This window comes from Micromonospora arborensis, from assembly GCF_003205615.1.
GTDB classification, from domain to species: domain Bacteria; phylum Actinomycetota; class Actinomycetes; order Mycobacteriales; family Micromonosporaceae; genus Micromonospora; species Micromonospora arborensis.
Map to the genome: position 1 here is coordinate 23,853 of NZ_PYBV01000015.1, position 25,883 is coordinate 49,735.

20 protein-coding genes are annotated in these 25,883 nt (G+C 71.0%); 9 read left to right on the plus strand and 11 right to left on the minus strand.

Features of this window, described 5'->3' with window-relative positions:
• The first annotated feature begins 207 nt into the window (after positions 1–207).
• Positions 208–1,551 (plus strand): extracellular catalytic domain type 1 short-chain-length polyhydroxyalkanoate depolymerase, encoded by a 1,344-nt coding sequence (locus C7C45_RS12830; RefSeq protein ID WP_110563876.1) that lies wholly within the window; start codon positions 208–210, stop codon positions 1,549–1,551.
• Between the two features lie 38 nt (positions 1,552–1,589).
• On the plus strand, positions 1,590–3,017 hold the full coding sequence (locus C7C45_RS12835) for a glycoside hydrolase family 10 protein (protein WP_110563877.1): 1,428 nt from the start codon (positions 1,590–1,592) through the stop codon (positions 3,015–3,017).
• Positions 3,018–3,651: 634 nt separating this feature from the next.
• Here C7C45_RS12835 and sthA read toward each other — a convergent pair.
• The 4 genes from sthA to C7C45_RS12855 all read right to left on the minus strand — a co-directional run bounded on the left by sthA (position 3,652) and on the right by C7C45_RS12855 (position 8,058).
• Positions 3,652–5,055, minus strand: a complete 1,404-nt coding sequence (gene sthA, locus C7C45_RS12840) for a Si-specific NAD(P)(+) transhydrogenase (RefSeq protein WP_110563878.1) — start codon at positions 5,053–5,055, stop codon at positions 3,652–3,654.
• A gap of 53 nt (positions 5,056–5,108) precedes the next feature.
• Positions 5,109–6,134: a fibronectin type III domain-containing protein gene (locus C7C45_RS12845; RefSeq protein WP_167454711.1), complete on the minus strand. Its 1,026-nt coding sequence runs from the start codon at positions 6,132–6,134 to the stop codon at positions 5,109–5,111.
• Positions 6,135–6,223: 89 nt separating this feature from the next.
• Positions 6,224–6,862, minus strand: coding sequence for a response regulator (locus C7C45_RS12850; protein ID WP_110563880.1), 639 nt, complete (start codon positions 6,860–6,862; stop codon positions 6,224–6,226).
• The gene (locus C7C45_RS12855; protein WP_110563932.1) at positions 6,859–8,058 is read right to left on the minus strand and encodes a sensor histidine kinase; all 1,200 of its coding nucleotides are present in this window, start codon (positions 8,056–8,058) and stop codon (positions 6,859–6,861) included. Before C7C45_RS12855 ends, C7C45_RS12850 begins: the two co-directional genes overlap by 4 nt.
• 146 nt (positions 8,059–8,204) lie before the next feature.
• Here C7C45_RS12855 and C7C45_RS12860 point away from each other — a divergent pair, with 146 nt between their 5' ends.
• Positions 8,205–8,963 carry an ABC transporter ATP-binding protein gene (locus C7C45_RS12860; protein ID WP_110563881.1) on the plus strand — a complete coding sequence of 253 codons (759 nt, stop codon included), beginning with the start codon at positions 8,205–8,207 and terminating at the stop codon, positions 8,961–8,963.
• Positions 8,960–11,494, plus strand: a complete 2,535-nt coding sequence (locus tag C7C45_RS12865) for an ABC transporter permease (protein WP_110563882.1) — start codon at positions 8,960–8,962, stop codon at positions 11,492–11,494. Before C7C45_RS12860 ends, C7C45_RS12865 begins: the two co-directional genes overlap by 4 nt.
• A gap of 88 nt (positions 11,495–11,582) precedes the next feature.
• Here C7C45_RS12865 and C7C45_RS12870 read toward each other — a convergent pair whose 3' ends face one another.
• A complete protein-coding gene (locus tag C7C45_RS12870; protein ID WP_110563883.1) occupies positions 11,583–13,196 on the minus strand; it encodes a ricin-type beta-trefoil lectin domain protein in 1,614 nt (537 codons plus the stop codon).
• A 96-nt stretch (positions 13,197–13,292) separates the two neighbouring features.
• On the minus strand, positions 13,293–13,715 hold the full coding sequence (locus C7C45_RS12875; RefSeq protein ID WP_110563884.1) for a DUF2000 domain-containing protein: 423 nt from the start codon (positions 13,713–13,715) through the stop codon (positions 13,293–13,295).
• Between the two features lie 50 nt (positions 13,716–13,765).
• Between C7C45_RS12875 and C7C45_RS12880 the strand changes: the two genes are divergently transcribed.
• Entirely contained in the window at positions 13,766–14,599 is an 834-nt protein-coding gene (locus C7C45_RS12880) for an AraC family transcriptional regulator (RefSeq protein WP_208641153.1), read from the plus strand.
• A 116-nt stretch (positions 14,600–14,715) separates the two neighbouring features.
• Here the strand turns inward: C7C45_RS12880 and C7C45_RS12885 are convergent, their stop codons facing one another.
• Complete coding sequence (locus tag C7C45_RS12885) at positions 14,716–15,447, minus strand: SDR family oxidoreductase (protein ID WP_110563886.1); 732 nt, start codon at positions 15,445–15,447, stop codon at positions 14,716–14,718.
• 137 nt (positions 15,448–15,584) lie between these two features.
• Between C7C45_RS12885 and C7C45_RS12890 the strand changes: the two genes are divergently transcribed.
• Complete coding sequence (locus C7C45_RS12890) at positions 15,585–16,433, plus strand: LysR family transcriptional regulator (protein ID WP_110563887.1); 849 nt, start codon at positions 15,585–15,587, stop codon at positions 16,431–16,433.
• Positions 16,434–16,653: 220 nt separating this feature from the next.
• Positions 16,654–18,234 carry a DHA2 family efflux MFS transporter permease subunit gene (locus tag C7C45_RS12895; protein WP_110563888.1) on the plus strand — a complete coding sequence of 527 codons (1,581 nt, stop codon included), beginning with the start codon at positions 16,654–16,656 and terminating at the stop codon, positions 18,232–18,234.
• Between the two features lie 54 nt (positions 18,235–18,288).
• Here the strand turns inward: C7C45_RS12895 and C7C45_RS12900 are convergent, their stop codons facing one another.
• The 4 genes from C7C45_RS12900 to C7C45_RS12915 all read right to left on the minus strand — a co-directional run bounded on the left by C7C45_RS12900 (position 18,289) and on the right by C7C45_RS12915 (position 22,077).
• Positions 18,289–18,750 carry a DUF5709 domain-containing protein gene (locus C7C45_RS12900; RefSeq protein WP_110563889.1) on the minus strand — a complete coding sequence of 154 codons (462 nt, stop codon included), beginning with the start codon at positions 18,748–18,750 and terminating at the stop codon, positions 18,289–18,291.
• Between the two features lie 121 nt (positions 18,751–18,871).
• A complete protein-coding gene (locus tag C7C45_RS12905; RefSeq protein ID WP_110563890.1) occupies positions 18,872–19,756 on the minus strand; it encodes an alpha/beta fold hydrolase in 885 nt (294 codons plus the stop codon).
• Positions 19,757–19,870: 114 nt separating this feature from the next.
• Entirely contained in the window at positions 19,871–20,815 is a 945-nt protein-coding gene (locus C7C45_RS12910) for an RNA polymerase sigma factor (RefSeq protein ID WP_110563891.1), read from the minus strand.
• Between the two features lie 284 nt (positions 20,816–21,099).
• The gene (locus tag C7C45_RS12915) at positions 21,100–22,077 is read right to left on the minus strand and encodes an aldo/keto reductase (protein ID WP_110563892.1); all 978 of its coding nucleotides are present in this window, start codon (positions 22,075–22,077) and stop codon (positions 21,100–21,102) included.
• A gap of 242 nt (positions 22,078–22,319) precedes the next feature.
• On the opposite strand from C7C45_RS12915, the gene C7C45_RS12920 reads away from it, so the two are divergent.
• On the plus strand, positions 22,320–22,922 hold the full coding sequence (locus C7C45_RS12920) for a dihydrofolate reductase family protein (protein ID WP_110563893.1): 603 nt from the start codon (positions 22,320–22,322) through the stop codon (positions 22,920–22,922).
• A gap of 276 nt (positions 22,923–23,198) precedes the next feature.
• The gene (locus tag C7C45_RS12925) at positions 23,199–25,868 is read left to right on the plus strand and encodes a carboxylate--amine ligase/circularly permuted type 2 ATP-grasp protein (RefSeq protein ID WP_208641154.1); all 2,670 of its coding nucleotides are present in this window, start codon (positions 23,199–23,201) and stop codon (positions 25,866–25,868) included.
• Positions 25,869–25,883 lie beyond the last annotated feature (15 nt).

Consider the following 25,883-nt stretch of genomic DNA (forward strand, 5'->3'; position numbering starts at 1 on the left):
CCACCGGCGCTGCCCACGCCCGTCGATGCCCCTAGGTGTGCAGGTGACCGCCGGATCCGTGGCAGCGAAAGGTTTCCGGAACTCTTGACAATCGAGTGTGCTCGATTGAAGCTGACATGGTCACGCGAGCCGCGGTCAAGGTCGGGCGAAGGGCACTCCTCGACTTAAGTCCCCTTCCACGCGCCTTTTTCGCAAGGGATCGCGACGATGACACTGAAGACAAGAACGCTTGGCGTCGTTCTGGCGGCCGTGACGCTGGCCGCCGCCGCGTTGACGTTCCCCACGTCGGCGTCGGCGGCGACGCTCACGCAGGTGACAAACTTCGGCACCAATCCCACCAACCTGCAGATGCACCTCTACGTCCCGGACCGGGTGGCGACCCGACCGGCGATCCTGCTCGCCCTGCACTACTGCACCGGAACGGGCCCGGCGTTCCACTCGGGCACGCAGTACGCATCCCTCGCCGACCGGTACGGGTTCATCGTGATCTACCCGTCGGCGACTCGCAGTAGCAAGTGCTGGGATGTGTACTCGCCGCAGGCGTTACGTCGTGGCGGGGGCAGCGACCCGGTCGGGCTCATGTCGATGGTCGAGTACGTGCGGCAGCGCTACAGCGCCGACCCGGCGCGGATCTTCGCCACCGGCACCTCGTCCGGGGCGATGATGACGAACGTCATGCTGGGTGACTACCCGGACGTGTTCGCGGCAGGCGCGTCCTTCGCCGGTGTGCCGTTCGGCTGCTTCGCCACCGGGGGCAGCTCCGAGTGGAACAGCGAGTGCGCGAACGGGCAGCTCATCAAGACTCCGCAGCAGTGGGGGGATCTGGTCCGCGGGGCGTACCCCGGTTACAGCGGCCAGCGACCACGGATGCAGATCTGGCACGGCACCAACGACGAGACCCTGCGCTACCCGAACTTCGGCGAGCAGGTCAAGCAGTGGACCAACGTGCACGGGTTGAGCCAGACCCCGACGTACACCGACTCCCCGCAGTCCGGCTACACCCGCACCCGCTACGGCAGCAGCGGCCCGATGGCTCCGGTCGAGGCGATCAGCATGCAGGGTGTCACGCACAACCTGCCGGTCGACGCCGCGCAGGTCATCCGCTTCTTCGGGTTGGACGGCAGCACGCCACCGCCGACGACCCCACCGCCGACGACGCCGCCCCCGACCACGCCACCCCCGACGACGCCGCCCCCGACCACGCCACCTCCGACGACGCCGCCGCCCAGCGCGGGCGCCTGCCGGGTCGGCTACACGGTCAACGCCTGGAGCAACGGGCTCACCGCGAGCGTGACCATCACCAACACCGGTACCGCCGCCGTGAACGGGTGGGCGCTGACATTCACGCTGCCCAGCGGGCAGCGCATCACCAACGGCTGGAACGCCCAGTACGCCCCGGCGAGCGGCGCGGTGACCGCCCGCAACGTCTCCTACAACGCCACCATCGCCCCGAACACGTCGGTCGACATCGGCTTCCAGGCCACCCATGACGGTGGCACCGGCAAACCCTCGTCGTTCGCCCTGAACGGTGCCGCCTGCTCGGTGGCCTGAGCCCCATTCCCATCCACCACCACAGAAGGAGTCGCACGATGAGAAGAACGAAGTGGAAGGCGGCATCGAGAGCCGCGCTCGCGCTGGCCGGCGCGGGTGCCCTCGCCGCCGGCATGGCGCTGTTCGCGACGGCACCCGCCTCCGCCGGCACGACACTCGGCGCGTCCGCCGCCGAGAAGGGTCGGTACTTCGGTACAGCGGTGGCCGGGTTCAAGCTCTCCGACAGTGCGTACACCACGATCCTGAACCGTGAGTTCAACATGGTGACGGCCGAGAACGAAATGAAGATCGACGCCACCGAGCCGCAGCAGAATCAGTTCAGCTACGGGGCGGCGGACCAGATCGTCAACCATGCGCGCAGCCGTGGGATGAGCGTGCGGGGTCATACCCTGGCCTGGCATTCGCAGCAGCCGGGCTGGATGCAGAACATGAGTGGCACCGCCCTGCGGCAGGCAATGCTCAACCATGTGACGCAGGTGGCCACGCATTTCCGGGGTCAGGTGGTCGCGTGGGATGTGGTGAACGAGGCGTTCGCCGATGGTAGTTCTGGTGCTCGGCGTGACTCAAATCTGCAGCGGACGGGTAACGACTGGATCGAGGCGGCGTTCCGGGCCGCGGATGCGGCGGATCCGAACGCGAAGCTCTGCTACAACGACTACAACACGGACAACTGGACGCACGCGAAGACGCAGGCCGTGTACAACATGGTCCGCGACTTCAAGTCCCGTGGCGTGCCGATCGATTGTGTGGGCTTCCAGTCGCACTTCAACAACGACTCGCCGTACGTGAGCAACTACCGCACCACGTTGTCGAGTTTCGCTGCGCTCGGTGTGGATGTGCAGATCACCGAGTTGGACATCCAGGGCGCGTCGGCGACCACGTACCGCAGTGTGGTGGAGGACTGTCTGGCGGTGGCCCGCTGCAACGGGATCACGGTGTGGGGTATCCGCGACAGTGACTCGTGGCGGGCGTCGCAGACCCCGTTGCTGTTCAACAGCAACGGCTCAAAGAAGCCGGCGTACGACGCCGTCCTCGCCGCGCTGAACAACGGCACCACCCCACCGACGACGGCTCCGCCGACCACGGTTCCGCCCACCACTGCTCCGCCCACCACTGCTCCGCCGACCACGGCTCCCCCCACGACGGCTCCGCCCACGACCACGCCTCCTGGGCAGGGTGGCTGCACCGCGACGGTGACGGTGAACCAGTGGACGGGCGGCTTCGTGGCGAACGTACGGGTCACGGCCGGCTCGTCGGCGCTCAACGGCTGGACGGTGACGATCGGGTTGCCGTCAGGCGCGACGGTCACCAACGCCTGGAGCGCCAACCGCAGTGGTAACACCGGCACGACGAACTGGACGAACGTGGCCTACAACGGCCAGGTCGGCGCCGGGCAGTCCACCGAGTTCGGCTTCCAGGCCAACGGCACCGCCGGCAGCCTCAGCCCAACCTGCGCGGCAGGCTAGACGCGTCATCGGCCGGTGCGGAGGGCCCCCGCCCGCCGCACCGGCCCCCGGCCCCCACAACCCCGCCTCTCCATCCGCGACGGCGGCCGGTCCGAGCTGATGGGGGCGGACAAGGGTCGGTACAGGGCTGATGAGGCCCGCAGAGGGCTGCGCGGTTGGGGGAGCGACTGTTGGTTGGCACCTGTAGAGCTGCCCCAGATTTGGGGCAGCGAGCGTCCGTCCCCGGCACCGTCCTTGGTCTCGCCTTCGTCCACGGTGTGCCGGGCGTCGACAGCCGGCGCCGACCCAGACCGCTGTCGGCCGACGCCGGTGCCGACTCGGAGTGGGAGGTGTCGGCGACGTGGATGCAGCGCGCGTCAGGCCGCGGTTCGCCAAGGCCGGAACGTGCTGCCTCGGCCGCCTTCGCGGCCCCTGCCCCCCGGACGCCGGTCGGGCCTTGCCCGGGCGGATCGTGGAGCGCGTGCCGCCCCATCTATGGGGCAGCTCTACAGGCGCCGGGGAGGATTGGTCGTGCCTCACGGCGAGGCGGCCAGTAGGCCATCCGAAACCGGGATTGATTCGTTCAGGCTGGCGGCCGACCCGGCACAGCGCACCTGGCGCAGCGCTGAGGAAGGCGGGAACCACCACGTAAGGATCAGCCGTCGATGCGGGTGATGTTGCGGATCTTGTTGGACGCGTCCAGGGCGGCCACCTTGTACGCCTCGGCCAGCGTCGGGTAGTTGAACACCGCGTCGACCAGGTAGTCGATCGTGCCGCCGCAGCCGATCACCGCCTGCCCGATGTGGACGATCTCGGTGGCGGCGGTGCCGAACACGTGCACCCCGAGCAGTCGGCCGTCCTCGGGGGAGACGAGCAACTTCAGCATGCCGTACGAGTCACCGACGATCTGGCCCCGGGCCAGCTCCCGGTAACGCGCGATGCCGACCTCGAACGGTGTCGAGTTGTCGGTGAGCTGCGCCTCGGTCTGCCCGACGAAGCTGATCTCCGGGATCGTGTAGATGCCGATGGGTTGCAGGCCGTGCATCTCCCGGATCGGTTCGCCGCAGGCATGCTGCGCGGCAAGTCGGCCCTGCTCCATCGAGGTGGACGCGAGCGCGGGGAAGCCGATCACGTCACCGACCGCGTAGATGTTGTCCACCGTCGTGCGGTAGTTGGCGTCCACCTTGATCCGCCCGCGTCGGTCCGCCTCCAATCCGGCGGCCTCCAGCGCCAGGTCGTCGGTCTGGCCCTGCCGGCCGGCCGAGTACATCACGGTGTCCGCCACGATCTTCTTGCCGCTCTTGAGGATGCACAGCGCGGCCGTCTGGTGCTTCTCCACGGCGGCGACCTCCTCGCCGAAGCGGAACGCCACGGACAGGTCGCGCAGGTGGTATTTGAGCGACTCGATGACCTCGTCGTCGCAGAACTCGAGCATCCGGTCGCGGCGCTCCACCACGGTCACCTTGGTGCCGAGCGCCGCGAACATCGACGCGTACTCCATGCCGATCACACCGGCGCCGACCACGACCATGCTGCGGGGGACGGCCTGCAGGTTGATGACGCCGTCGGAGTCCACGATCGTCCGGTCGTCGAAGTCGACGCTGTCCGGGCGGGCCGGACGAGTGCCCGCGGCGATGATTATCTTGTCGAAGGTCACCTTCGACTCGCGACCCGAGCCGCTGTCGACCCAGACCGAGTGCGCGTCCGCGAAGCGACCGGTGCCGGTGATCACCTCGACCCGGTTGCGGGCCAGTTGATTGCGGATGACGTCGGTCTGCCGGGTGATCACGTGTTGGGTCCGGGCCGCCAGGTCGCTGACCGTGATCTCCTCCTTGACCCGGTAGCTGCTGCCGTAGAGGTCCCGCTGGCTGAGCCCGGTCAGGTAGATCACGGCCTCACGCAGCGTCTTGGAGGGGACGGTGCCGGTGTTGATGCACACCCCACCGATCATGTCGCGGCGGTCCACGATGCCGACTCGTTTGCCGAGTTTGGCGGCGGCTATCGCGGCCTTCTGACCGCTGGGCCCGGAGCCCAGCACCAACAGGTCGTAGTCATACACGACCGTTAGCGTCGCAAGATGTCGTGGCTGGCGCCAGACCCCGGAGTCGAGCGTTATTCGTCTGCCACCGTGCAGAGGCCGCCGTTCAGCGTGATCTCCTCCGGCAGTTGCGTGCCGGAGGCGACGAGCCCCAGCGACACGGTGCCGCCCGGCGGGATCACCGCGTTGCGACCGGTGTTGCCCACCCGCAGGTAGCCGTTGTTGGGACGGTCGACGACCTTCGCGCCCCAGATGCCGTGGACCTGCTGGCTGGCCCAGAACCGCCAGGTCATCGTCCACCCGTCGACAGTCGTGGTGCCGGTGTTCCGGACGACGAGGTGTGCCACGAAGCCGTCCGCCCACTGCCGCACGACGGACCGGACCGCGCAACTCGGCGGCGGCGGCAGGGTGGTCACCGTGACCGGTGCCGACAGCGGGGACAGATGTCCGACCTCGTCGCGGGCCCGCACCACGAAGGTGTACGTGGTGTTCGGCGCCAACCCGCTGATCTGGGCACTGTTTACGGGCGGGTACTGGGACACCTCACGGACCCGGGTGAGAGTGCCGCCGGCGTCGACCCGGAACACCTCGTACCGGTCGAGCGCGACGTTCTCCACCGAGTGCGCCCACCGCAGCCAGACCACCGTGGCGGCGACGTCGTACGCCACCGGTTGACCCGGCGCGCTCGGCGGTTGGTCGTCCCCCGGTGGCATGGTCAGCCGCAGGGTCGGGTTCGGCAGTGAACTGTTGCCGGCCGCGTCCAGCGCCCACACCGAGAAGGTGTACGTGCGCGAGGGCCGCAGGTCGGTGATCCGGATGCTGGTGGTGTCGGTTGAATACTGGGCGCCGAAATCCTCGAATTGCGCGCCGACCGGGTAGCGGACCACCCCAACGTTGTCGGTCGAGGCCGCCCAGGTCAGCTCGACCCAGGTGGTGCCGATGGCGACGACCGTGATCGGGCCGGGGGCGGTGGGGCGTTCGGTGTCTTCGGCGGCGGCAGCCTGGGCCGGGGTCGCGCCGGCGGCGACCAGAGTTGCCGTCAGTGTGCACGCGACCAGCGCGGCGGCCCTGGACCAGGTTCCTCGGAACGGATGACGCACGATGAATCCCTCGTTTCCGAAATCACCGCAGCGGACCAGCCATAGACTGTCATTGATGCTAATGCAGGTGCGGCCAGGTCGATGTCCCGTCAGCCGACGAGGCGCCGTTCCCAGGCCCACGCGGCGATCTCGACCCGGTTGCGGGCCTTTAGCTTCATCTGCACGCTCGCCAGGTGAGTCTTGACGGTGCCCACGGCGATGAAGAGCTGGGCGGCGATCTCGGCGTTGGTCAGGCCCCGGGCGACGAGCTTCACGACGTCGAGTTCCCGTGGTGACAGCCCGGTGTCGCCGCGCGCCGGGGCGGGGGAGCTGAGGTGCTCCAACAGCCGTACCGTGATGGAAGGGCTGATCAGCGCGTCACCGGACACGGCCGCGCGGACCGCCTCCACCAGCAGGGCTGGGCCGGAGTCCTTGAGCAGGAAGCCGCAGGCGCCGTTGGCGAGCGCCGTGTGCACGTACTCGTCAAGGTCGAAGGTCGTCACCACGACCACCCGGATCGGGTCGGCGACGCCCGGCCCGGCGAGCAGCCGCAGCGCTTCGAGGCCGTCGAGGCGAGGCATCCGGATGTCCAGCAGCACCACGTCCGGGCGTAGTCGCCGGGCCAGCTCTACGGCGACCACGCCGTCGGCGGCCTCGCCGACAACCTCCATGTCCGACTGGGCGCCAATGATCATGCCGAAGCCGGTCCGGACCATCGCCTGGTCGTCGGCGATCAACACCCGGATCATCGGCCCACCGCCGTACGCAGCGGGAACGCCGCATCGAGCACCCAGCCGCCGGCGATGCCGGGCCCGGCGGTGATCGTGCCACCGAGGGCGCGTACCCGCTCGGTGAGGCCGATCAGGCCGAAGCCGTGCCCCCGGGCCGGCGCGGTGCGCCCGGCCGCGCCGTCGTCGGACACCCGGACCAGCAACCAGTCCGGGGTACGTCGCACGGCCACGTCCACGGACCGGGCGCCCGGCGCGTGCTGGCGGGCGTTGGTCAGCCCTTCCATCACCACCCGGTACGCCGAGGTCGAGACCTCCACCGGCACTCCGTCCAGGTCGCCGTCGATGTGCAGTCGTGCCGGTGCGCTCGCCGTGCCGTTGAACCCGGTCAACAGCGGCTCCAACTCGGTCAGGCCGGCCAGTGGGGCCAGCGGCGCGTCCGGTGGGGTGTTCGGGTTGCGCAGGATCCCGACCATCCGCCGCATCGAGGCCATCGTCTCGGCGCCGGCCCGCTCGATCTGCTCCAGGGCGACGATCACCCGCCGCGGGTCCTGCTCGGCGACGAACCGGGCGCCCTGCGCCTGCACCACGATCCCGGTGACGTGGTGGGCGATGAAGTCGTGCAGGTCGCGGGCGAACTCGGCCCGCTGCTCGGCCCGGACCAGCGCGATCGCCCGCTCCCGACCGGCGGCGATGATCCGCAGGTAGAGGCCCACCCCGGCGGTGCCGGCCGCCGCGAGCGCCTGGATCAGCCCGAAGATCACCAGCACGCTGTCGGTGCCGGCACGCAGCGGGAGTGCGCTGACGGCGAGCCCGGCGGCCAGCGCCGCCCACGGGGCGAGCCGGGCCGCGCCCCACCGGGTGACCACGAAGACCACCCCCAGCAGGCCGGCCGTCTCGGCGAGCCCCCAACTGCCGCCGAACAGGTTGCTGCCATTGGCGATGAACACGCCCGCCGCGGTGAGGGCCAGCGAGGCGGCGGCGAGCGCCAGCGCGGCCACCGGCAGCAGGCGGGAACCCAGCCGGTGCACCGGCAGCCAGAGCGGCACCGTCGCCACCGCCAGCCCCATCCGCACCAGCAGGAGCAGGAGATCGGCCGCGCCCATGCTCCCGGACGTGGTGAACCGCAGGTCGAACAGAGCGAGCAGGCCAATGGCCAGCAGCCCGGCGGCCTGGGCCAGACGTACCCACCAACGGCGAAGATCCAGCGTGCTCATGATGACCCAGCGTAGCCAGCGACCCGGCGCGGGCAGGTCGGCCAAAAGGTAGACCCCGCGCCGGCGATACCCGGCCCCGGGCCGATGCGCGCAACCCCCGGTGACGGCGACGCTTCCCGGGTCACATCGCAGCCACTGGAGGAACAATGACAACCCACGCCCCGCCGGAGACCAGCCACGCCGCGGTCGCCGCGGTCGACCTGGTGAAGGTGTACGGCAGCGGCGAGACCGCGGTCCGTGCCCTGGACGGGGTCTCGGTCGGCTTCGGCCGGGCCGAGTTCACCGCGATCATGGGTTCGTCCGGGTCCGGCAAGTCGACCCTGATGCACTGCCTCGCCGGCCTCGACACGGCCACCTCCGGCCGCGTCCTGCTCGGCGGGACCGAGCTGACGGGCCAGTCGGACCGGACGTTGACCCGGGTACGCCGGGAGCGGATCGGGTTCGTCTTCCAGTCCTTCAACCTGCTGCCGCAGCTCACCGCCGCGCAGAACATCACCCTGCCGCTGGATCTCGCCGGCCGGCAGCCGGATCGGCAGCTCCTTGAGCACCTGGTGCGGGTGCTCGGCCTCGGTGACCGCCTCGGCCACCGGCCCAGCGAGCTGTCCGGCGGCCAACAGCAGCGGGTCGCGCTGGCCCGAGCACTGGTGGCGCGACCGGAGGTGGTCTTCGCCGACGAGCCGACCGGCAATCTCGACTCCCGCTCCGGCGCGGAGGTGCTCACCATCCTGCGCGACTCGGTACGCGACCTCGGCCAGACCGTCGTCATGGTCACCCACGACCCGATCGCCGCCGCGTACGCCGACCGGGTGGTGCTGCTCGCCGACGGACGGGTGGCCGGCGAGATCGACAAGCCGGACCAGGGGTCGGTCACCGACGCGCTGCGTGATCTGGCGGCCCGCGCATGAGGGCGACCGTGCTGCGTACCCAGACCAGCGCCGCGGCCCGACGGCCCGGCCGGCTGATCCTGACCGGCCTGGCGATCCTGGTCGCGTCGTTCGTCGTCTTCGGCACCGTGCTGGTGCAGCAGATCACCGAGCGGACCGTGCGGGACAACCTGAGCGGCACCCCGGCCGCCACCGACCTGGTGGTCGGCGACCCCGACCTGCCACCACCCACCGTGACGGACCTGCGGCACGTCCGCGCCGTGCCCGGTGTGGTCGAGGCGTTGGGCCGGGTGACGGTCGGGATGTCCATCGGCGAGGGGTATCTCAACCTGCAGGCCGATCCGGGTGTCGGCCCGCTGGCGACGGTCCGGGTGATCGAGGGCAGCTACCCGGACAAGCCCGGCGAGATCGCGATCACCCCGCGTACCGTCGAGCGGCTCGGGCTCTCGGTCGGCACCACGACCACCGGCACGGGCGGCGAGCTGACCACGCCCGCCCCGCTCACCGTGACCGGTGTGGTCGAACCGGACACCGACGCCGGCTACGACGCGTACGCCCCGGACAGTCTCGTGATCGCCTGGGCGCACCTGACCGCCGTGGAGCGCATCGATCTGCGGGTGGCCCCGGGCGAGTCGGCGGAAACCGTCCACCAGCGGGTGACCGCCGCGGTCACGGCCGGGCTGCCGATCCGTTCCGGCGCCGAGGTACGCGACGCCGAGGCCAACGCGGCGGCCGAGCAGGTCGCGAGGCTCTTCGTCCTGGTCGGCATCTTCGTCGCCATCGCGGTCGCCGCGGCGGCGCTGGTGGTCACCTCGACCTTCCGCATCGTCTTCGCCCAGCGGATGCGGCAGCTCGCGTTGCTGCGGGCGGTCGGCGCGAGTCGCGGAACCCTGGTGGGGGCGTTGACCGCCGAGGGGGCCCTGACCGGCCTGGTCGCCGGTGTCGTCGGGGTCGCCAGCGCCCTCGCCCTCGGGTACGCCCTGCCGGCGATCCTGCGCGCGTCCGGCATGGACGTCTCGCCGCCAGGTCTGCCACTCGCGGCGGCGGTCGCGGTGGTGATCGGAGCCGTCGTGCTCACCGTGCTGGCCGTGCTGGCGCCGGCGCTCTCGGCGGCCCGGGTCTCCCCGCTGGAGGCACTGCGGACGGCGAGCACCACCTCCGGGCGGCGCGGCATCGGCGGGCCGCGCCTCGTGTTCGGGCTGCTGCTGGCGGTGGGCGCGGTGCTGGGCGCCGTCGGGACGTGGCACTGGTTGCCGACACCGGAGCAGGAGTCCTACGACCCGACGAAGCCACTGTTCCTGCTGGTCGCGTCCGGTGCGCTGGCGTTCTTCGCGCTGGTCGCGCTCGGGCCGTTGCTGGTGCGGCCGGTGCTGGCCGTGGTGGGTTGGCCGCTGCGTCAGCTCGGACCGCTCGGACGGATGTCGGTCGGCGGCATCGGTGGGGCGCCGCGCCGAGCGGCCGCGGTCTCCGTCGTGGTCGCGCTCGGCGTGACCCTGATCGCCGGGGTGGTCATCGGGGGAGCATCGCTGCAGGTCCTCACCGGTCGCGAGCTGGCGCTCTCCGCACCGACGGACTTCGAGGTCAGCACCAACGGCGAGCCACTGCCGGCGGCTGTCGTGACCCAGGCCGAGGAGGCACGTGGGGCGCTGGCCCGGGTGGTGCCGTACCGGCGGGTCGGCGACGTCACGCTGCGGCGCGGCACCGACCGGCTCGGCGACGCCGAGTCGGGGTATTCGACAACCGACCTGGATCTGGCGGCGATGCCGACCACGAAGGACCTGGACGTGGCCGAGGGCACCCTGGCCGACCGTGGCCCGGGCCGCATCGTGATCGGCAGTTGGGTCGCCCGGAGCGCCGGGCTACGCGCCGGCGACACCGCCACCCTTGCTCTGAAGGGGAAGACCGCCGACATCCGCGTGGCCGCGGTCCTGCCCGACTCGGGCCCGCTGCACGCGGGTATCCTCACCGATCCGACCGACCTGGACCGACTCGGGGTGCCGGCCGCGTACAACGGTCTGCTGGCCGACGCGGCCGGCTCCGGCGAGGACGGTCGCACCGCCGGTGTGCGGGCGCTGCGGCAGGCGATCGGGGGCAGCGCCGGGGTGGGCCTCGTGGTGCTCGCCGACGAGCGCGACCGCAACGACACCTTGGTGGCCAGCCTGGTCTGGATCGCGGTCGGTCTGGTCAGCCTGACCGTGCTGATCGCGGTCGTCGGCGTGGGCTCCACGACCGCGCTCTCAGTGGTGGAGCGGGTACGCGAGTCCGGGTTGCTCCGGGCGATCGGCCTGTCCCGGACCGGCCTGCGCACCATGTTGACCGTCGAGTCCGGCCTCTACGGGGTGATCGGAGCGACCGTCGGTCTGCTGCTCGGCATCCCGTACGCCTGGTTGGCGGTGCAGACCCTCGGGATCAACGCACCGCTGACCGTGCCGGTGCTGCCGCTGCTCGGGCTCTTCGTGACGCTGGTCGTGCTGACCGCGCTGGCCGGGGTGCTGCCGGCGCGGCGGGCGTCGCGGGTCAGCCCGGTGGTGGCCCTGGGGGCCGACGGCTGAGCATCATCCCGCTGGATCGCGGGTCGGCATCATCGGGTTGGATCGCGGGTCGGCGCCGGCGTCTCGGCGCCGACCCGCGACGGCGTGGTCAGTTCGGGTTGTTGGCGTGGGTCAGCGTCTCCCAGGCGACGAAGAGGTTGTTGCTGCCGGCGGGACGCTGCTGCAGCGTGAGGGTCTGCGTGTTGGTCATGACGTTGCCCAGCCGGGTGCTCATCGCGTTGAAGCCGACCTCGGTGATCGGGCCCAGACCACGCGTGAGGCTGCCGCCGCAGAGCCAGGAGGGCGGCGCTTCGCCGAGCTGGTAGCGCGAGTGGAAGCCGAGCGCCTGCCGCAGCCGCTCACCGACCTGGGGGTACAGGTCCCGCCCCTGGATGCGGGACGTCTCCGCGACGTGTGAGATGGCGGAGATCCCGTACCCGGTGTGGACGAAGTCGCGGCAGGTCTCCTGCGCGAGGCCGGCGACGAAGGTGGACTGGCCCTGCCAGTAGCCGATGATCTCCGAGCTGGTGTCGAGACCGCTGCCGGGCACCGTGTAGGGCAGTGCGCCGTCGCTGGGCAGGTAGACGAAGGCGCGGGTCCGGTTGAGGAAGCGGGTGACCGCCGCGTCGTACGCGGTCCGGTCCTCCAGGAAGACGGCGATGCCGACGGCCGCCTCCATCATGGTCAGCTCCCAGTTGCCGTTGCTGTTCGAGCCGTTGCGCACCACCGGCAGGTAGACGTTGCGCAGCATGGTCGCGAAGCGGTTGGCGTTGGGCCAGCTGGTGTACGTGTACTTGATGATCTCGGCGGCCCGGGGCCAGACCGAGGCGGCCCACCCGGTCTGCAGGGGTGCGTTGCTGCCGGTGTGCGCGGTGATCGTGGCCGACCACGCGTCCATGATCTGGATCGACTTCTGCGCGTACCGGGAGTCGCCGGTGAGGTACCAGACGAGCGCGTCGGTGTACGCGGCGATCGCGTCCTCCCGCTCGTCCGTGCAGCCGTTGTTGGGGTTGGAGTAGGACCCGCACTCGACGACCGCGCGGGGCGCTGGGGTGCGCGACAGGGAGGCGTACCGGCTACTCATCATCTGGTTGTAGGCCGACGCCCACGGCTGCGCGCCGGCCTGCACCCGGCCGCGGACGAAGTCGAGCTGACCCCGGCTGACCAGCACACCCGGGTGGGTGAAGCCGCCCGACGGAGGTGGCGTCGTGCCACCGCCGGTGGGCAACGTCCAGGTCTGGTTGGCGGTGCCGGTGCAGCTCCAGATCTGCAGCGGGGTGCCGTCGGCGGAGCTGGGGCCGGTCGCGTCGAGGCACCTGCCGGAGGTCGGGTTGACAAGTTGCCCGGCGCTGGGCGACCACTGCTGCGCACCGGTGCCGTTGCAGTCGTAGATCTGCACGCGGGCGCCGTTGGCGGTGCTGGCGGCGGCGATGTCGAGGCACTTGCCGAGCGACCTGATCGTGCCGTCGTCGGCCACCGTCCACTGTTGCGCGGCGGAGCCGTTGCAGGTGTAGAGCTGGACCTGGGTGCCGTTGGCCGGGTTCGCGGCGGCCACGTCGACACACTTGCCGCCGTACCCCGTGATGGCGCCCGTCGCGGCCGCCGTGGCGGGCGAGGCCCCCACCAGCAGGCTTGTCGGTACGGCGAGCACGGCCACCGCGAGCGCGGCGGTCAGGCGGATGCGGGGGCGGCGGGGCGCGGGCCCGGCCAATCGTCGCGCCATGTCGGGGTCCTTCCGAGCGGCGAAGCCAACTGTAAAGTGTGTTAATCATTACAGTCACGCGCATCGATATCAATGTCTTCGCCGGGTCGGGTGCGGTCACGGGTGCATGGTCGTGCCCTTGACGACCTTGTCCACGACGTTGCGCGGGGCGTGCAGCGCCAATCCGACCAGGTCGAGCTTGTCTCGGCCGACCGCCTGCACGGCGGCGCGGTTGTCCCGGTCGTTGCCGGTGGCGAACAGCTCGGACGTGAAGATCGACAGACGCAACCCGCGGGCGAGTGCGCGCGAGTGTGCGCCGACCAGCGCCGCCCGATCGCCGGCGAAGACCAGCACCGGCTGGCCGAACATCGGCAGATACCGGGTGCCGTCCGCGTCGCGGTACTCCTCGCCGAGCAGCTCCGGTACGGCGTTGGCGATGCCGCTGACCAGGAAGGCTGTGACGTTCAGCCGCTGCCAGCCCGCCAGGTCGTCGCGGAGCAGCACGGCAATCTTGGTGGAAAATCGGATGGGTTCGGTCATGGCGTCGAGCGTGCCCGCCCGGACGTCGACCGGTCTTGTACGTTCTTAGCGTGACCACCCGCCCGACGGGCTCGCACGTCAGCGCGTGGCGACCCGCGGTAGCCGGGGTCGCCGAGGTCTTCCACGCCCATTTCGTGGATCACGCCTACCCGCGGCACGTCCACGACGTGTGGACGCTGTTGATCGTCGATGACGGCGCGGTCCGCTTCGACCTCAATCGACACCGGCACGGCGCGTTGCGCACGTCGGTCACCCTGCTGCCGCCGTACGTGCCGCACGACGGTCGCTCCGCCACCTCGAACGGTTTCCGCAAGCGCGTCCTGTACCTCGACACCTCGGCGCTCGGTGCCGAACTGGTCGGCCGAGCCGTCGACGAGCCGGGCCTGGCCGACCCGCACCTGCGCGACCGGATCGACCACCTGCACCGGGCGCTCGCCGCACCCGGGGACGAGTTCGAGGCCGACAGTCGGCTCGCGCTCATCCTGGACCGGTTGCGCCAACGGCTCCGCCAACGCGCCTCGGCCAGCGTTCAACCCCCCGCGAACGGCCTCGCGGTTCGCCTGCGTGAGCTGCTGGACGCCCGGACCGTCGAGGGCGTCACGCTGGGCGAGGCCGCCGAGCTGCTGCACGCCCACCCGACCCACCTGGTCCGCACCTTCACCCACGTGCACGGGCTGCCACCACACTCGTACCTGACCGGTCGCCGGGTCGAGCTGGCGCGTCGCCTGCTCCTCGCCGGGCAACGGCCGGCCGAGGCCGCCGCCTCGGCCGGCTTCTTCGACCAAGCGCACCTCACCCGCCACTTCCGGCGGCACCTGGGCGTCAGCCCGGCCCGCTACCTCGGCGCGCCCAGCGCCGGGGTCAGACGAGCTGGCCGCCGCTGACGGAGAGCAGCAGGCCGGACTGTCCCTGCTCCGCGATCTTGCGCTTTCTGTCCCGACACAACGGGCATCTCACCCATTTTGACAACCGAAACTGCAAGATCGGCGCGGCCCGTTGATCACCAGGGCACCACACCGGCGTCCTCGAAGAACCCGCCGGTGGGCCCGTCGTTGGGCAGGGTCGCGAGTCGGACCGCGATCGCCGCGCCCTGTTGTGGGGTACGGACGCCGCGGAAGCCGTTGAGGTCGGTCGCGACGAAGCCGGGGCAGGCGGCGTTGATCAGGATGTTCGTGTCGCGCAGCTCCTTGGCGTACTGGATGGTGACGGCGTTGAGGAACGTCTTCGATGGCGCGTACGCGACGGACAGCGGGCCCGTCGTGCGCTCGTCGGTGGAGGCGGTCTGCCGGGTGAGGGAGCCGACACCGCTGGACATGTTGACGATCCGCGGTGACGCCGAGCGGCGCAGCAGGGGCAGCATGGCGTTGGTGACGCGGATGACGCCGATCACGTTGGTCTCCACCGCCGTCCGTACGGCCGCGAGGTCGACCGTGGTCGGCTCCTGCGGCATACCGCCGGTCACGGCGGCGTTGTTGACGAGCACGTCGAGACCGCCGGCACGCTCCTCGACCAGCCGGACGGCGGCGGTCACGCTCGTGTCGTCGGTCACGTCCAGCGGCACACCGAACGCGTCGACGCCGGCCGCGCGCAACTTCTCCACCGCGGCTTCCCGGCGCGCGTCGTCCCGCGCACCGACCCCGACGCTCCATCCGAGGGCGCCCAGGCCGGCCGCGATCTCGTACCCGATTCCCTTGTTCGCGCCGGTGACCAGCGCGATTGTCGTTTGGCTCATGCATCCGATCCTGTCCGCGCCGCAGCGGGCCGCCAACACCGTCTGGGTGGGCACCGATACCTTGCGGGTATCCATCGAGGCCCCGCCGCAGGTGTGCACCGGGGCGGGGCGGGTCGTGCCGCCGGTACCGTTGGGGCATGGAGACGCGTGAGCTGCGGTACTTCGTGGCCGTCGCCGAGGAGTTGCACTTCGGGCGCGCGGCGCAGCGGCTCGGGATCGCGCAGCCGCCGCTGTCGCGGGCGATCGCGCAGTTGGAACGGCGGCTCGGGGTGGCGCTGCTCGAACGCACCAGCCGCGCCGTCGCATTGACCGAGGCCGGCTCGGTGCTCCTGGTCGAGGGTCGGGCGGCCCTCGACGCGGTCGAGGCCGCCGAACGTCGTACCCGCCGCGCCGCCCTCGCCGGGGCGGGCCAACCCGGCCTGGTCCTCGTCACGAAGGCTGGAGCGTCCGGCGAGTTGCTGTCGAAGCTGCTTGACGCGTACGCCTCCGAGCCCGGCGCGGTCCCCGTCGACGTGCTGCTGTGCGGGGTCGGCGAGCAGGAGCGACTGTTGCGCGACGGGCGGGCGGACGTGGCGCTGCTGCACCGGCCGTTCGATTCGACGGTCGGACTGGACAGCGAGGAGTTGCGCACGGAGGGGCAGGTGGTGGTCCTGCCGGCCGGGCACCCCCTCACCGCCCAGGCCCAGGTGCGGATGGCCGACGTCGCCGCGCTGCCCGGCCTGCCGCCGCCGCGCCGCCCCGGCCCGGACGGCACGTACCCGGATGGACCCGGACCGCAGATACGGGACAACGCGCAGCTGTACCAGCTGATCGCGCTCGGCCGGGCGTCGGCGGTCCTGCCCGAGTCGTGCCGGGCCGACCTGCGCCGCGATCTCGCCGCTGTGCCGGTGGTGGACGCGCCAACCGTCACGACGGTGATCGCGTGGCCGCCGCACAGCCGATCCCTGGCCCTCGCCGGGCTGATCCGGACCGCGATCCGTCTATAACTGCGCTGCTGGCTGATCGCCACCCCGACGACCGGGTGCAATAGGACGGCCGTTCGGATACGTGGCCGAGTGGTCACGAAAACCGGCGGCAGAACGTCACAACTGGCAGTTAGTCTGCCTCCGCGCGTCGTTGCCTCGGCACGTCGTGCCCGCGCCCGGTAGGCGCGGCATTGCCGCCACCGCCCACCCTCGGCCGGATCAATCGACTTCAGGAGAGTTTGTGACACAGCAATCCGTCGCGACATCGGACAAGCTCGACGCCGCGGTGCTCAAGGTGGCGGGTGTCGTCGTCCTTGGTGCGATCATGTCGATCCTCGACGTGACGGTGGTCAGCGTGGCGCTGCCCAAATTCCAGAGTGAGTTCGACGCGTCCTACGCCCGTGTCGCGTGGACGATGACCGCCTACACCCTCGCGCTCGCCACCGTGATCCCGCTGAGCGGGTGGGCGGCGGACCGGTTCGGCACCAAACGGCTCTACATGGTGGCGCTGGCCCTGTTCACGATCGGGTCGGGGCTCTGCGCCACGGCCGACACGATCGGCGAGCTGATCGGCTACCGCGTCCTACAGGGCCTCGGCGGCGGCATGCTCATGCCGCTGGGCATGACCATCATGACCCGCGCGGCCGGCCCGCACCGGATCGGTCGGCTGATGGCCGTCCTCGGCATCCCGATGCTGCTCGGGCCGATCGGCGGCCCGATCCTCGGCGGCTGGTTGATCGACACCGCGAGCTGGCACTGGATCTTCCTGATCAACCTGCCGATCGGCGTCGTCGCCCTGATCTACGCACAGATGGCGCTGCCGAAGGACGCCCCCGAGCCGTCCGAGTCGTTCGACTTCGTCGGCATGCTGATGCTCTCGCCGGGCCTGGCCCTCTTCCTCTACGGCGTGTCGTCGCTGCCGGAGGCGGGCACCTTCGCCGCGACCAAGGTGTGGGCTCCGATGCTGGTCGGCGGCGCGCTGGTCGTGGCGTTCGTGCTCTACTCGTTCAAGCCCCGGCACCCGCTGCTCGACCTGCGGCTGTTCCGCAACCGCAGCCTGACCATCGCGTCGGTGACGCTGTTCGTGTTCATCATCGCGTTCATGGGCGCCGGCCTGCTGTTCCCGAGCTACTTCCTGCAGGTGCGTGGCGAGACGACGCTGACCGCCGGTCTGCTGATGGCCCCGCAGGGCATCGGCGCGTTGCTCACCATGCCGATCGCCGGCGTTCTGGCCGACCGGGTGCCGATCGGGCGGACCGTCCCGTTCGCGCTGGCGCTCATCGTCGTCGGGTTCTTCAGCTTCACCCAGGTCGACCCGCAGACCTCGTACCTGCTGATCGAGGGCTCGCTGTTCGTGATGGGCCTGGGCATGGGCGGCACGATGATGCCGATCATGACGTCGGCGCTGCGGACGTTGTCGGCCAACGACGTGGCGCGCGGCTCGACGCTTGTCAACATCCTTCAGCAGATCGGCGGCTCGGTCGGTGCCGCCGTCATGTCGGTGATCCTCACCAACGAGCTGAACGGTTCCCGGCCGATCCCCGGCCTGGTGGACGAGAGCGGCAAGCCGATCACCGAGGCCGGGTTGGCGATCGCCTCCCAGCAACGGCCGGAGTTGCTCCAGCAAATGCCGGTGGACCCGTCGCTCATCGAACGCGGGCTCGACTTCGCCGCGAAGTCGTTCGCCACCACGTTCTGGGTCGCGTTCGCGCTGGTCGTGCTCACGCTCGTCCCGGCGGCCCTGCTGCCGCGCCGACGTCAGCCGGCGCAGCTCGACGACGTGCAGGGCGAGCAGGTCAAGACGCCCGTCGTCATCCACTGACCGATCCCGCCGCGCTCGGCACCCCGCGAGGTGCCGAGCGCGGCGGGTACGGCGTCAGCGCAACGGGCCGTCGCCGGAGCCGTCCGGGTCTTCGACCACGTGAACCGCCGCCTCCTCCGCGCTGGCGGCACCCGCGTCGATCCCGGCGTCCCACGCCACCGACTCGGCCTCGTCATCCTCACGAACGCCCTCGTCGTAGGCGACGAGACGGCCCGCGCGTGCCTCGGCCTCGTACCCCCGGCGGGTCAGTTCGTCCTCGTCGTCGCCACCCTCGGCGTACGGGTCGACGTCGGGCACCTCCTGGGCGAGGTGCTGCTCCAAGGACTCGCCCGCCCGTTCCTCGGCCGGCGTGGTGCCGAACCGGTTCGCCGCTGTCCAGTGGTCCTCGGCGATGATGCCGGTGTCGAGTGGGTCACCGACCCGGTCGTCGTCCAGCGTGTCGGACGCGTCCAGGACTCCGTCATCCTCGGCCACGTTCCACTCGTCGACGGAATCCATCCGTTCGGTCTGGCTCACGGCGGTCTCCTCTTCGTCACAGTGCGGCAATGGATCAACCCTATGGCTGTCCAACGCTGCCGCATCCCGAGGCCTGCCCGCTGTGACGAACGGACCTCGGGCCACGGTGCCGGGCGAGGTGTCAGCGCCGCAGCAGCTCCACCACGGCCTGGGTGAACTCCGCCGGCTGCTCGATGTGCCCGAAGTGCCCGCTGTTCTCCAGCAGCACCAGCCGCGAGTCCTTGAGGCCCGCGTGCAGTTCCTCGGCGCGGTGCGGGGGGCAGATGAAGTCGTACGCCCCGACGATCACCACGGCCGGCACGGTGATCTCAGCCAGGTTCTCCCGCACGTCGAAGGGCGTCGGGTCCTGGGCGCTCGCCGGCGTCAACGAGATCCGGACAGCGGCCTGGAACGGTGCGAATTCGTCCTGCCGGCCCCAGAAGTCCGCGAAGTAGACCGGAAGCGCGGCGCGCAGGGCGACAGCCAACGACTCGTCGTCGGTGGCAGCACCGATCTGCCCGAAGGCAGCCGGGACCGCCGCCGCCTCCGGCCGGTCCGGGTGCCGCTGCGGGTACGCGGTGAGCGCGGCCATCGCCTCGGCCCAGAACTCGCCGCCGGTGACGGGCGAGGTGTCGTACAGGGCGAGTCCGGCGACCCGGTCCGGGTGGGCGAGGGCGTAACTCTGGATGACGAAACCGCCGTGCGAGTGCCCGAGCAGGTACACCCGGGGTGCGTCGAGGTGCTGGACGACGGCGTCGAGGAACCGGACATACGTGTCGAGACGGTAGTCGCCGGGGTTGTCGAGCTGCCCCGAGGCGCCCGTACCGACCGGCTCGACGTACACCATCGTGAAGTGCTCTTCCAGGCTGGGCGTCCGCAGGTACGCCCACTCGATGCCAGGGCCGCCGGAGTGCGCCACGCACACCGGACCGCTGCCGGCGACGTGGTAGACCTGCCGAACGCCGTCGACGAGGAACGAGTGGGCGCCCGGTGCGAGGGCGCTGACGTCGTGGCTGGTGGAACCCATGAACTATCTCCCGATCCGAGACCCGCGGGGCGTGTGCCGACACGGCGACTGGTGCATGACGCGAACCAGATGCGTGGGTCGGGGAGAAAGTTCGCTCGTTCCGAAAAGTTTTTCTCAGACCAGGGATGGCAGGCGGATCGCCCGCGCCGCGACGGGGTGGAAGAGGGTGAGTTGGCGCACCCGGCCCTCGCGCAGCACCTGCAACCACAGCGCCCCTGGTGGGCAGTGCTCCGGGTCGTCGGGTGGGCTGATCAGGTCGGTTTCCCAGATCAGCACGTCGCCGCTGGCCACGACGTTGCGCAGCCGCTGGCGTACCCCGACCGTCAGGTCGAAGTTCATGCCATTGACAGCCAGATCACGGCCGCCGCGCAGGCCGCCCGGCACGACCATCTCGGCGTCCGGCCACCAGCTCTCGCCGACCACCCGGTCGAAGTCGCCGTTCATCGCCGTGGAGATCATGTCGCGCCCCTCACGCCAGCGTGAGTCGTTCGTCGCGGTGATGTCGGTGTGCGCCGCGCTCGCCGCCGCCCGCAGGCCGTCGGTGAGCGCACGGCGGGCGTGGCTGAGGCGGCTGCGGACGGTACCGACCGGCACGCCGCAAACGGCCGCGATCTGCTCGTACGAGGACGCGTCGCTGAAGTGCCGCAGCAGGGTGACCAGCCGGTCGGTTTCGGAGAGTTGCCCGATCGCGTGCCACACCCAGTCGCGCATCGCGCCCTGGTCCAGTGCCTCCTCGGGGGTTGGCGTGTCGGCGGGGCCAGCGAACCACTCCGGCTCGGCGACCGGCACGGCTCGGGGCCCGCGTAACGTCATCCGACTGTTGTTGCGGACGATGGCCCGCAACCACGGGCCGACGGCGGCCGGGTCGCGGACCTCGCGGATGCGGCGTAACGCCACCACCATCGCGTCCTGCACCGCATCCTCGGCGTCGGGTCCGTAACCGAGGACGCTCAGCGCGACGGCTCGCATCGCGGCCTCGTGACGGGCCAGCAACGCACCGAGCGCGGCGGCGTCTCCCGCCTGTGCGAGCACGACCAGCTCCGCGTCACTCTGCGTCACGTGTGCGTCCTCCCTATCGTCCCGGGCGGTCTACCTGTACCTTTTGGGGCGTTTTGCTCGGTGGTGCCGCCCGCACCAGCCTACGACGGGTGAATGTGCCGCCCGTCCGGGCCAGCACCACGGTGATCGCCGGCACCGACGACGGCTGGCGGAAAGTGGCGTCGGTCGTAGCGTGGGCGACCTGAGGACATGCGCCGGCGGTCGCCCGCGACCGGCATGCCCGCCCGGTGCGTCGGCCCGACCGGCCGGGAACGGCCTGGTGACCGTTCCCGGTCGGTGCCGCGTCAGTAACGGCCGCCCTCGGGCGCGGGCAGCGCGTCGAGGTCGGCCAGGTCCTCGGCGCTGAGCCGCACGTCGCCGGCGGCGCAGTTGTCCACCAGGTACTTCGGGGTCTTGGTGCCGGGGATTGGAATGACCTGGTCACCCTGGGCGACCACCCACGCGAGCGCGACCTGCGCGGGGCTGACGCCAGCCCGGTCGGCGATCTCCCGGACCCGGGCGACGATGGCGAGGTTGGCGCGCAACGCGTCCTGCTGGAAACGCGGCAGGCCACGGCGGAAGTCGTCGGCGGGCAGATCGTCGAACGAGGTGAACCGGCCGGCGAGGAAACCGCGACCGAGCGGGGAGAACGGCAGGAAGGCGATGCCCTGCTGGAGGCAGTACGGCAGCACCTCGGCCAGCGGGTCGCGGGTCCACAGCGACAACTCGGACTGCACCGACGCCACCGGGTGCACCGCCTGGGCCCGCTGGATCTGGGCCACCGTCACCTCGGACAGGCCGATCTGCCGCGCCTTGCCCGCGGTCACCACCTCCGCCATCGCACCCCAGGACTCCTCGATGGGCACCTCCGGGTCGACGCGGTGCAGTTGGTAGAGGTCGACGTGGTCGGTGCCGAGCCGGCGCAGGCTGTCGTCGATCGCCGCGCGGATGTGCTCCGGCCGGCCGTTGTTGCCGATCTTCGGTGAGTTGCCGGGCCCACCGGTGGGGGAGGTGGCCACCAGACCGGCCTTCGTCGCCAGAACGGCCCGCTCCCGGTGGCCGTCGGCCAGTGCCCGCCCGACCAGTTCCTCGTTGGTGTACGGCCCATACACGTCCGACGTGTCGATCAGGGTGGCACCCAGGTCCAGTGCCTGTCGGATGACGGAGATCGACGTGTCGTCGTCGCGCGGGCCGGTGATGTCGTATCCGTGGCTCATGCCCATGCAGCCGAGGCCGACAACGCCGACCTCGGGGCCTGCGCTGCCCAGCGTGGTGGTTCGCATGTGCCCACGCTACGACCACCGCGGGCGTTTGGTGCGGCGGGTCGGGTCGGGTACCACCAGGGTTGATGTTGTCTACGCCGGCCCCTCAGAACTTCGGCTGGGTGAGGCGGGTCCGCCCTGCGCTGACCGGCGCCGTCAAAAAAGATCGGCGGACGTGTCGAGGGCGGCGCCACCGGCTTCGACCATGGAGTGAGGGCCGGGCACACCCGGCCCCACCAGCGGGCGAACCAAGGAGCAGATCGATGACGAAGGTGACGACCGGGGCGACGATGTCGTTGGACGGCTACATCGCGGACGCGTCCCACGGTGGCTTCGAACACCTCTTCCGGTGGTACAACAACGGTGACGTCGAAACGCCGACCGCCAATCCCGACATGACGTTTCGGACGTCCGCCGCGAGCGCCCGGCATCTGCGCGATCTCAACGAGCGGACCGGTGCGCTGGTCGTCGGCCGCCGGCTCTTCGACATGACCAGCGGGTGGGGCGGTCGGCATCCGATGGACCTGCCCGTCGTCGTCGTCACGCACAGCGTGCCGGAGGGCTGGGAGCCGGAGAGTGACTCCTTCGTCTTCGTCACCGACGGCATCGAGAGCGCCATCGACCGTGCGAAGGCGCTCGCCGGTGACAAGGAGGTCGGTGTCAACGGTGGCACCATCGCGGCCCAGGTCGTCGAGGCCGGCCTGCTCGACGAGGTGCACGTCGACCTCGTCCCCGTTGTGCTCGGCGCCGGCATCCCGCTCTTCGCGGACCTGAAGATCGCGCCGCTGCAACTGGAAGGGCCGATCAACGTCGTCGAGGGCACCGGCGTCACCCACCTGGCCTACCGGGTACGTCCGGCGGCCTGACCCGTCCCGGGGGTCGGCCCGTCCGGGCCGGCCCCGGTCGGTCCGCCATGTGCGGTTGTCGCGGCCCGGCGAGGTGACGCGGCGGCTCTGGCGCACCCGTCGGAGCGATATACCTGTGAGTCATATCTATGCCTCTGCGGTATATCGCTCTCGACCGGATCCGACCCCCGGCGCAGAACAGCGCGCCACCTTAACTCATCGGAAACACGGCCGGCACCAACGCTGGGAACGCTCGTCGGACAGCCAAGACCACCGATATCTCGAACCGGGGTGACCATGGCCGACAACACCACGAACGCGCCGACGTTCGACGGGCCGATTGGCCGGTCCGGCAACGGCCGGACACTGCCGATACCGCGTACCGATCCGGTCGTGTCCCGCAACGACGGCGACCCGGCGGATCTGGCCACGATCGGGGTGGAGGAGGAGTTCCACGTCGTCGACCTGCACACCCGGGAGCTGGTGCCCCGGGCCGGTGAACTGCTCGACCGGCTGCCGGCCGACTCGTTCACCGCCGAGCTGCACCGCAGCGTGGTGGAGACCAACACCGCGGTCTGCCGGACCCTGGACGAGATCCGCGCCGAGCTGTCCCGGCTGCGCCAGCTGGCCGTCCAGGTCGCCGACCGGGCCGGGCTGGGCGTCGTGGCGGCCGGTACGGTGCCGCTGCGCGCCGACGGAGACCCGAGCGTCACCCCCACCTCCCGCTACCGGCGGATGCTCGACGAGTATCAGATGCTCGCGCGGGAGCAGTTGATCTGCGGCGCGCAGGTGCACGTCGGGGTGTCCGACCGGGATCTGGCGGTGGCGGTCACCCGCCGGGTCCAGCCGTGGCTGCCGGTGCTGCTCGCCCTCTCGACCAGCTCGCCGTACTGGATGGGCCAGGACAGCGGCTACGCCAGCGTCCGGTCGCTGGTCTGGCAGCGCTGGCCCACCGCCGGTGACCCGGGTGAGGTGACCAGCGCGGCGGACCATGAGGCGTTGGTCGCCGAGCTGATCTCCTCCGGCACGATCACCGACCCTGCCATGATCTACTTCGATGTGCGACCGTCGGCCCACGTGCCCACTGTGGAGCTACGGATCACCGACGCCAACGCCGACGTGGAGACCATCGTCCTGCTCACCGGCCTGTTCCGGGCGCTGGTCCGGCGGGAGGTCGCCGCGTTGCGCCTGGGGGTGGAGCGCACGGCGGTACGCCCACCGGTGCTGCGCGCCGCCGTGTGGCGGGCAGCCCGCTCGGGGCTGGAGGGGGACCTGCTCGACCTGCCTCGGTCGGCTCGACCGGTGCAGGCCGCCGAGGCGGTCCGCCGCCTGGTGACCGACCTGCGCCCGCAGCTGGAGGCGACCGGCGACTGGGAGCAGATCCGTGAGCTGACCCGGTACGCGTTGGAGCGGGGCAGCTCCGCGGCGCGGCAGCGGCGGGCGTACGAGCGTCGCGGCCGGTTGGCCGACGTGGTCGACCTGCTGCTCGACGAGACCCGGGGTCGGGTCCGCGAGCCGCTGCCCGGCGTACCCGTGCCGCCGGCGCTGCCCACGTACGCCGACGCCGGCGACGAGGTCTTCGGACCGACCGGGCCGGAGCCGGCGTACGGCCCCATGCTGGCCGCCCTGCGCCAACTCGGTGCCGGTGCCCTGCGTCAACGCGAGCACGACCGGGACGAGGAGCAGCGTGCGCGGGGTGTGACGTTCAGCGTGGCCGGCGAGGCGAGCACCCGTCTCTTCCCGGTCGACCTGGTGCCCCGCGTGGTGCCCGCCGCCGACTGGCGGACCCTGCGCGCCGGCCTGGTGCAACGCGCCCGCGCCCTCGACGCGTTCCTGCGCGACGTCTACGGCGACCGGGCCGTGGTGGCCGACGGCGTGGTGCCGGCGTGGGTGGTGGAGTCCTCACCCGGGCTGCGCCCGACCGGGGCGCTGATGGGCCGGCGCGGCACCCGCGCCCAGGTGTCCGGGACCGACCTCGTCCGGGACCCGCACGGTGGCTGGTACGTGTTGGAGGACAACCTGCGGGTGCCCTCCGGGATCGGCTACGCGGTGCAGAACCGCCGCCTGACCCGGGCGGTGCTGCCGGAGCTGCCGGTGCCCGCAGATCTGCTGCCCGCCGACGAGACGCCGGCGATGCTGTACCGGGCGTTGGTCGCCGCCGCGCCTGCCGCGGCCGACGATCCCGCTGTGGTCGTGCTCAGCGGCGGCTCGGGCGACCCCGCCTGGTTCGAGCACCGTCTGCTCGCCGACGAGATGGGCGTGCCGCTCACCGAGACCAGCGACCTGCTGGTGGAGGACGGCCGCGTCAGGTTGGTCCGGGAGGGCCGCCGCAGCCAGGTCGACGTGATCTACCTGCGGATGGACGAGGAGGCGTTGCTGCACGCACCGGGTGCCGACGGGGTGCCGCTCGGTTGGCCGCTGCTCGCCGCGGTGCACGCCGGGCGGCTCACGCTGGCCAACGCGCTGGGCAACGGCGTCGGCGACGACAAGGCGCTGTACGCGTACGTGCCCCGGCTGATCGAGTACTACCTGGGCGAGAAGCCGCTGCTGGGGGACGTGCCGACGTACCTGTGCGGGCTGCCCGAGCAGCGGGTCGAGGTGCTGGGTCGGCTCGACGAGTTGGTGCTCAAGCCGGTCGACGGGTACGGCGGCGACCGGGTGGTGATCGGCCCTCGGGCCGAGGCGGAGGAGTTGGACGCCGTCCGGGAGCAGATCCTCGCCGCCCCGCACCGGTGGATCGCGCAGGAAATGATCTCACTCACCACCCACCCGGTCTTCGACGGTACGGCTCTCGCTCCCCGCCACGTCGACCTGCGGGCCTTCGTGTTCCTGGGCGAGAAGGCCGAGGTCGCGCCGGTCGCACTGACCCGGGTGGCACCGGCCGGCAGCATGATCGTCAACTCTTCGCGAGGCGGTGGGTCGAAGGACACCTGGCTGCTCGGTGGAACCGAGCAGAATCCGGTGTAACCCACGCTTGACCTA

What these genes read in the sequence shown, in the direction of transcription:
- C7C45_RS12830 (WP_110563876.1), top strand. Translation starts at nt 208, where the DNA reads ATGACACTGAAGACAAGAACGCTTGGCGTCGTTCTGGCGGCCGTGACG.
- C7C45_RS12835 (WP_110563877.1), top strand. Translation starts at nt 1,590, where the DNA reads ATGAGAAGAACGAAGTGGAAGGCGGCATCGAGAGCCGCGCTCGCGCTG.
- C7C45_RS12850 (WP_110563880.1), bottom strand. Translation starts at nt 6,862, where the DNA reads ATGATCCGGGTGTTGATCGCCGACGACCAGGCGATGGTCCGGACCGGC.
- C7C45_RS12855 (WP_110563932.1), bottom strand. Translation starts at nt 8,058, where the DNA reads ATGAGCACGCTGGATCTTCGCCGTTGGTGGGTACGTCTGGCCCAGGCC.
- C7C45_RS12860 (WP_110563881.1), top strand. Translation starts at nt 8,205, where the DNA reads ATGACAACCCACGCCCCGCCGGAGACCAGCCACGCCGCGGTCGCCGCG.
- C7C45_RS12865 (WP_110563882.1), top strand. Translation starts at nt 8,960, where the DNA reads ATGAGGGCGACCGTGCTGCGTACCCAGACCAGCGCCGCGGCCCGACGG.
- C7C45_RS12870 (WP_110563883.1), bottom strand. Translation starts at nt 13,196, where the DNA reads ATGGCGCGACGATTGGCCGGGCCCGCGCCCCGCCGCCCCCGCATCCGC.
- C7C45_RS12875 (WP_110563884.1), bottom strand. Translation starts at nt 13,715, where the DNA reads ATGACCGAACCCATCCGATTTTCCACCAAGATTGCCGTGCTGCTCCGC.
- C7C45_RS12885 (WP_110563886.1), bottom strand. Translation starts at nt 15,447, where the DNA reads ATGAGCCAAACGACAATCGCGCTGGTCACCGGCGCGAACAAGGGAATC.
- C7C45_RS12890 (WP_110563887.1), top strand. Translation starts at nt 15,585, where the DNA reads ATGGAGACGCGTGAGCTGCGGTACTTCGTGGCCGTCGCCGAGGAGTTG.
- C7C45_RS12905 (WP_110563890.1), bottom strand. Translation starts at nt 19,756, where the DNA reads ATGGGTTCCACCAGCCACGACGTCAGCGCCCTCGCACCGGGCGCCCAC.
- C7C45_RS12915 (WP_110563892.1), bottom strand. Translation starts at nt 22,077, where the DNA reads ATGCGAACCACCACGCTGGGCAGCGCAGGCCCCGAGGTCGGCGTTGTC.
- C7C45_RS12920 (WP_110563893.1), top strand. Translation starts at nt 22,320, where the DNA reads ATGACGAAGGTGACGACCGGGGCGACGATGTCGTTGGACGGCTACATC.
- C7C45_RS12925 (WP_208641154.1), top strand. Translation starts at nt 23,199, where the DNA reads ATGGCCGACAACACCACGAACGCGCCGACGTTCGACGGGCCGATTGGC.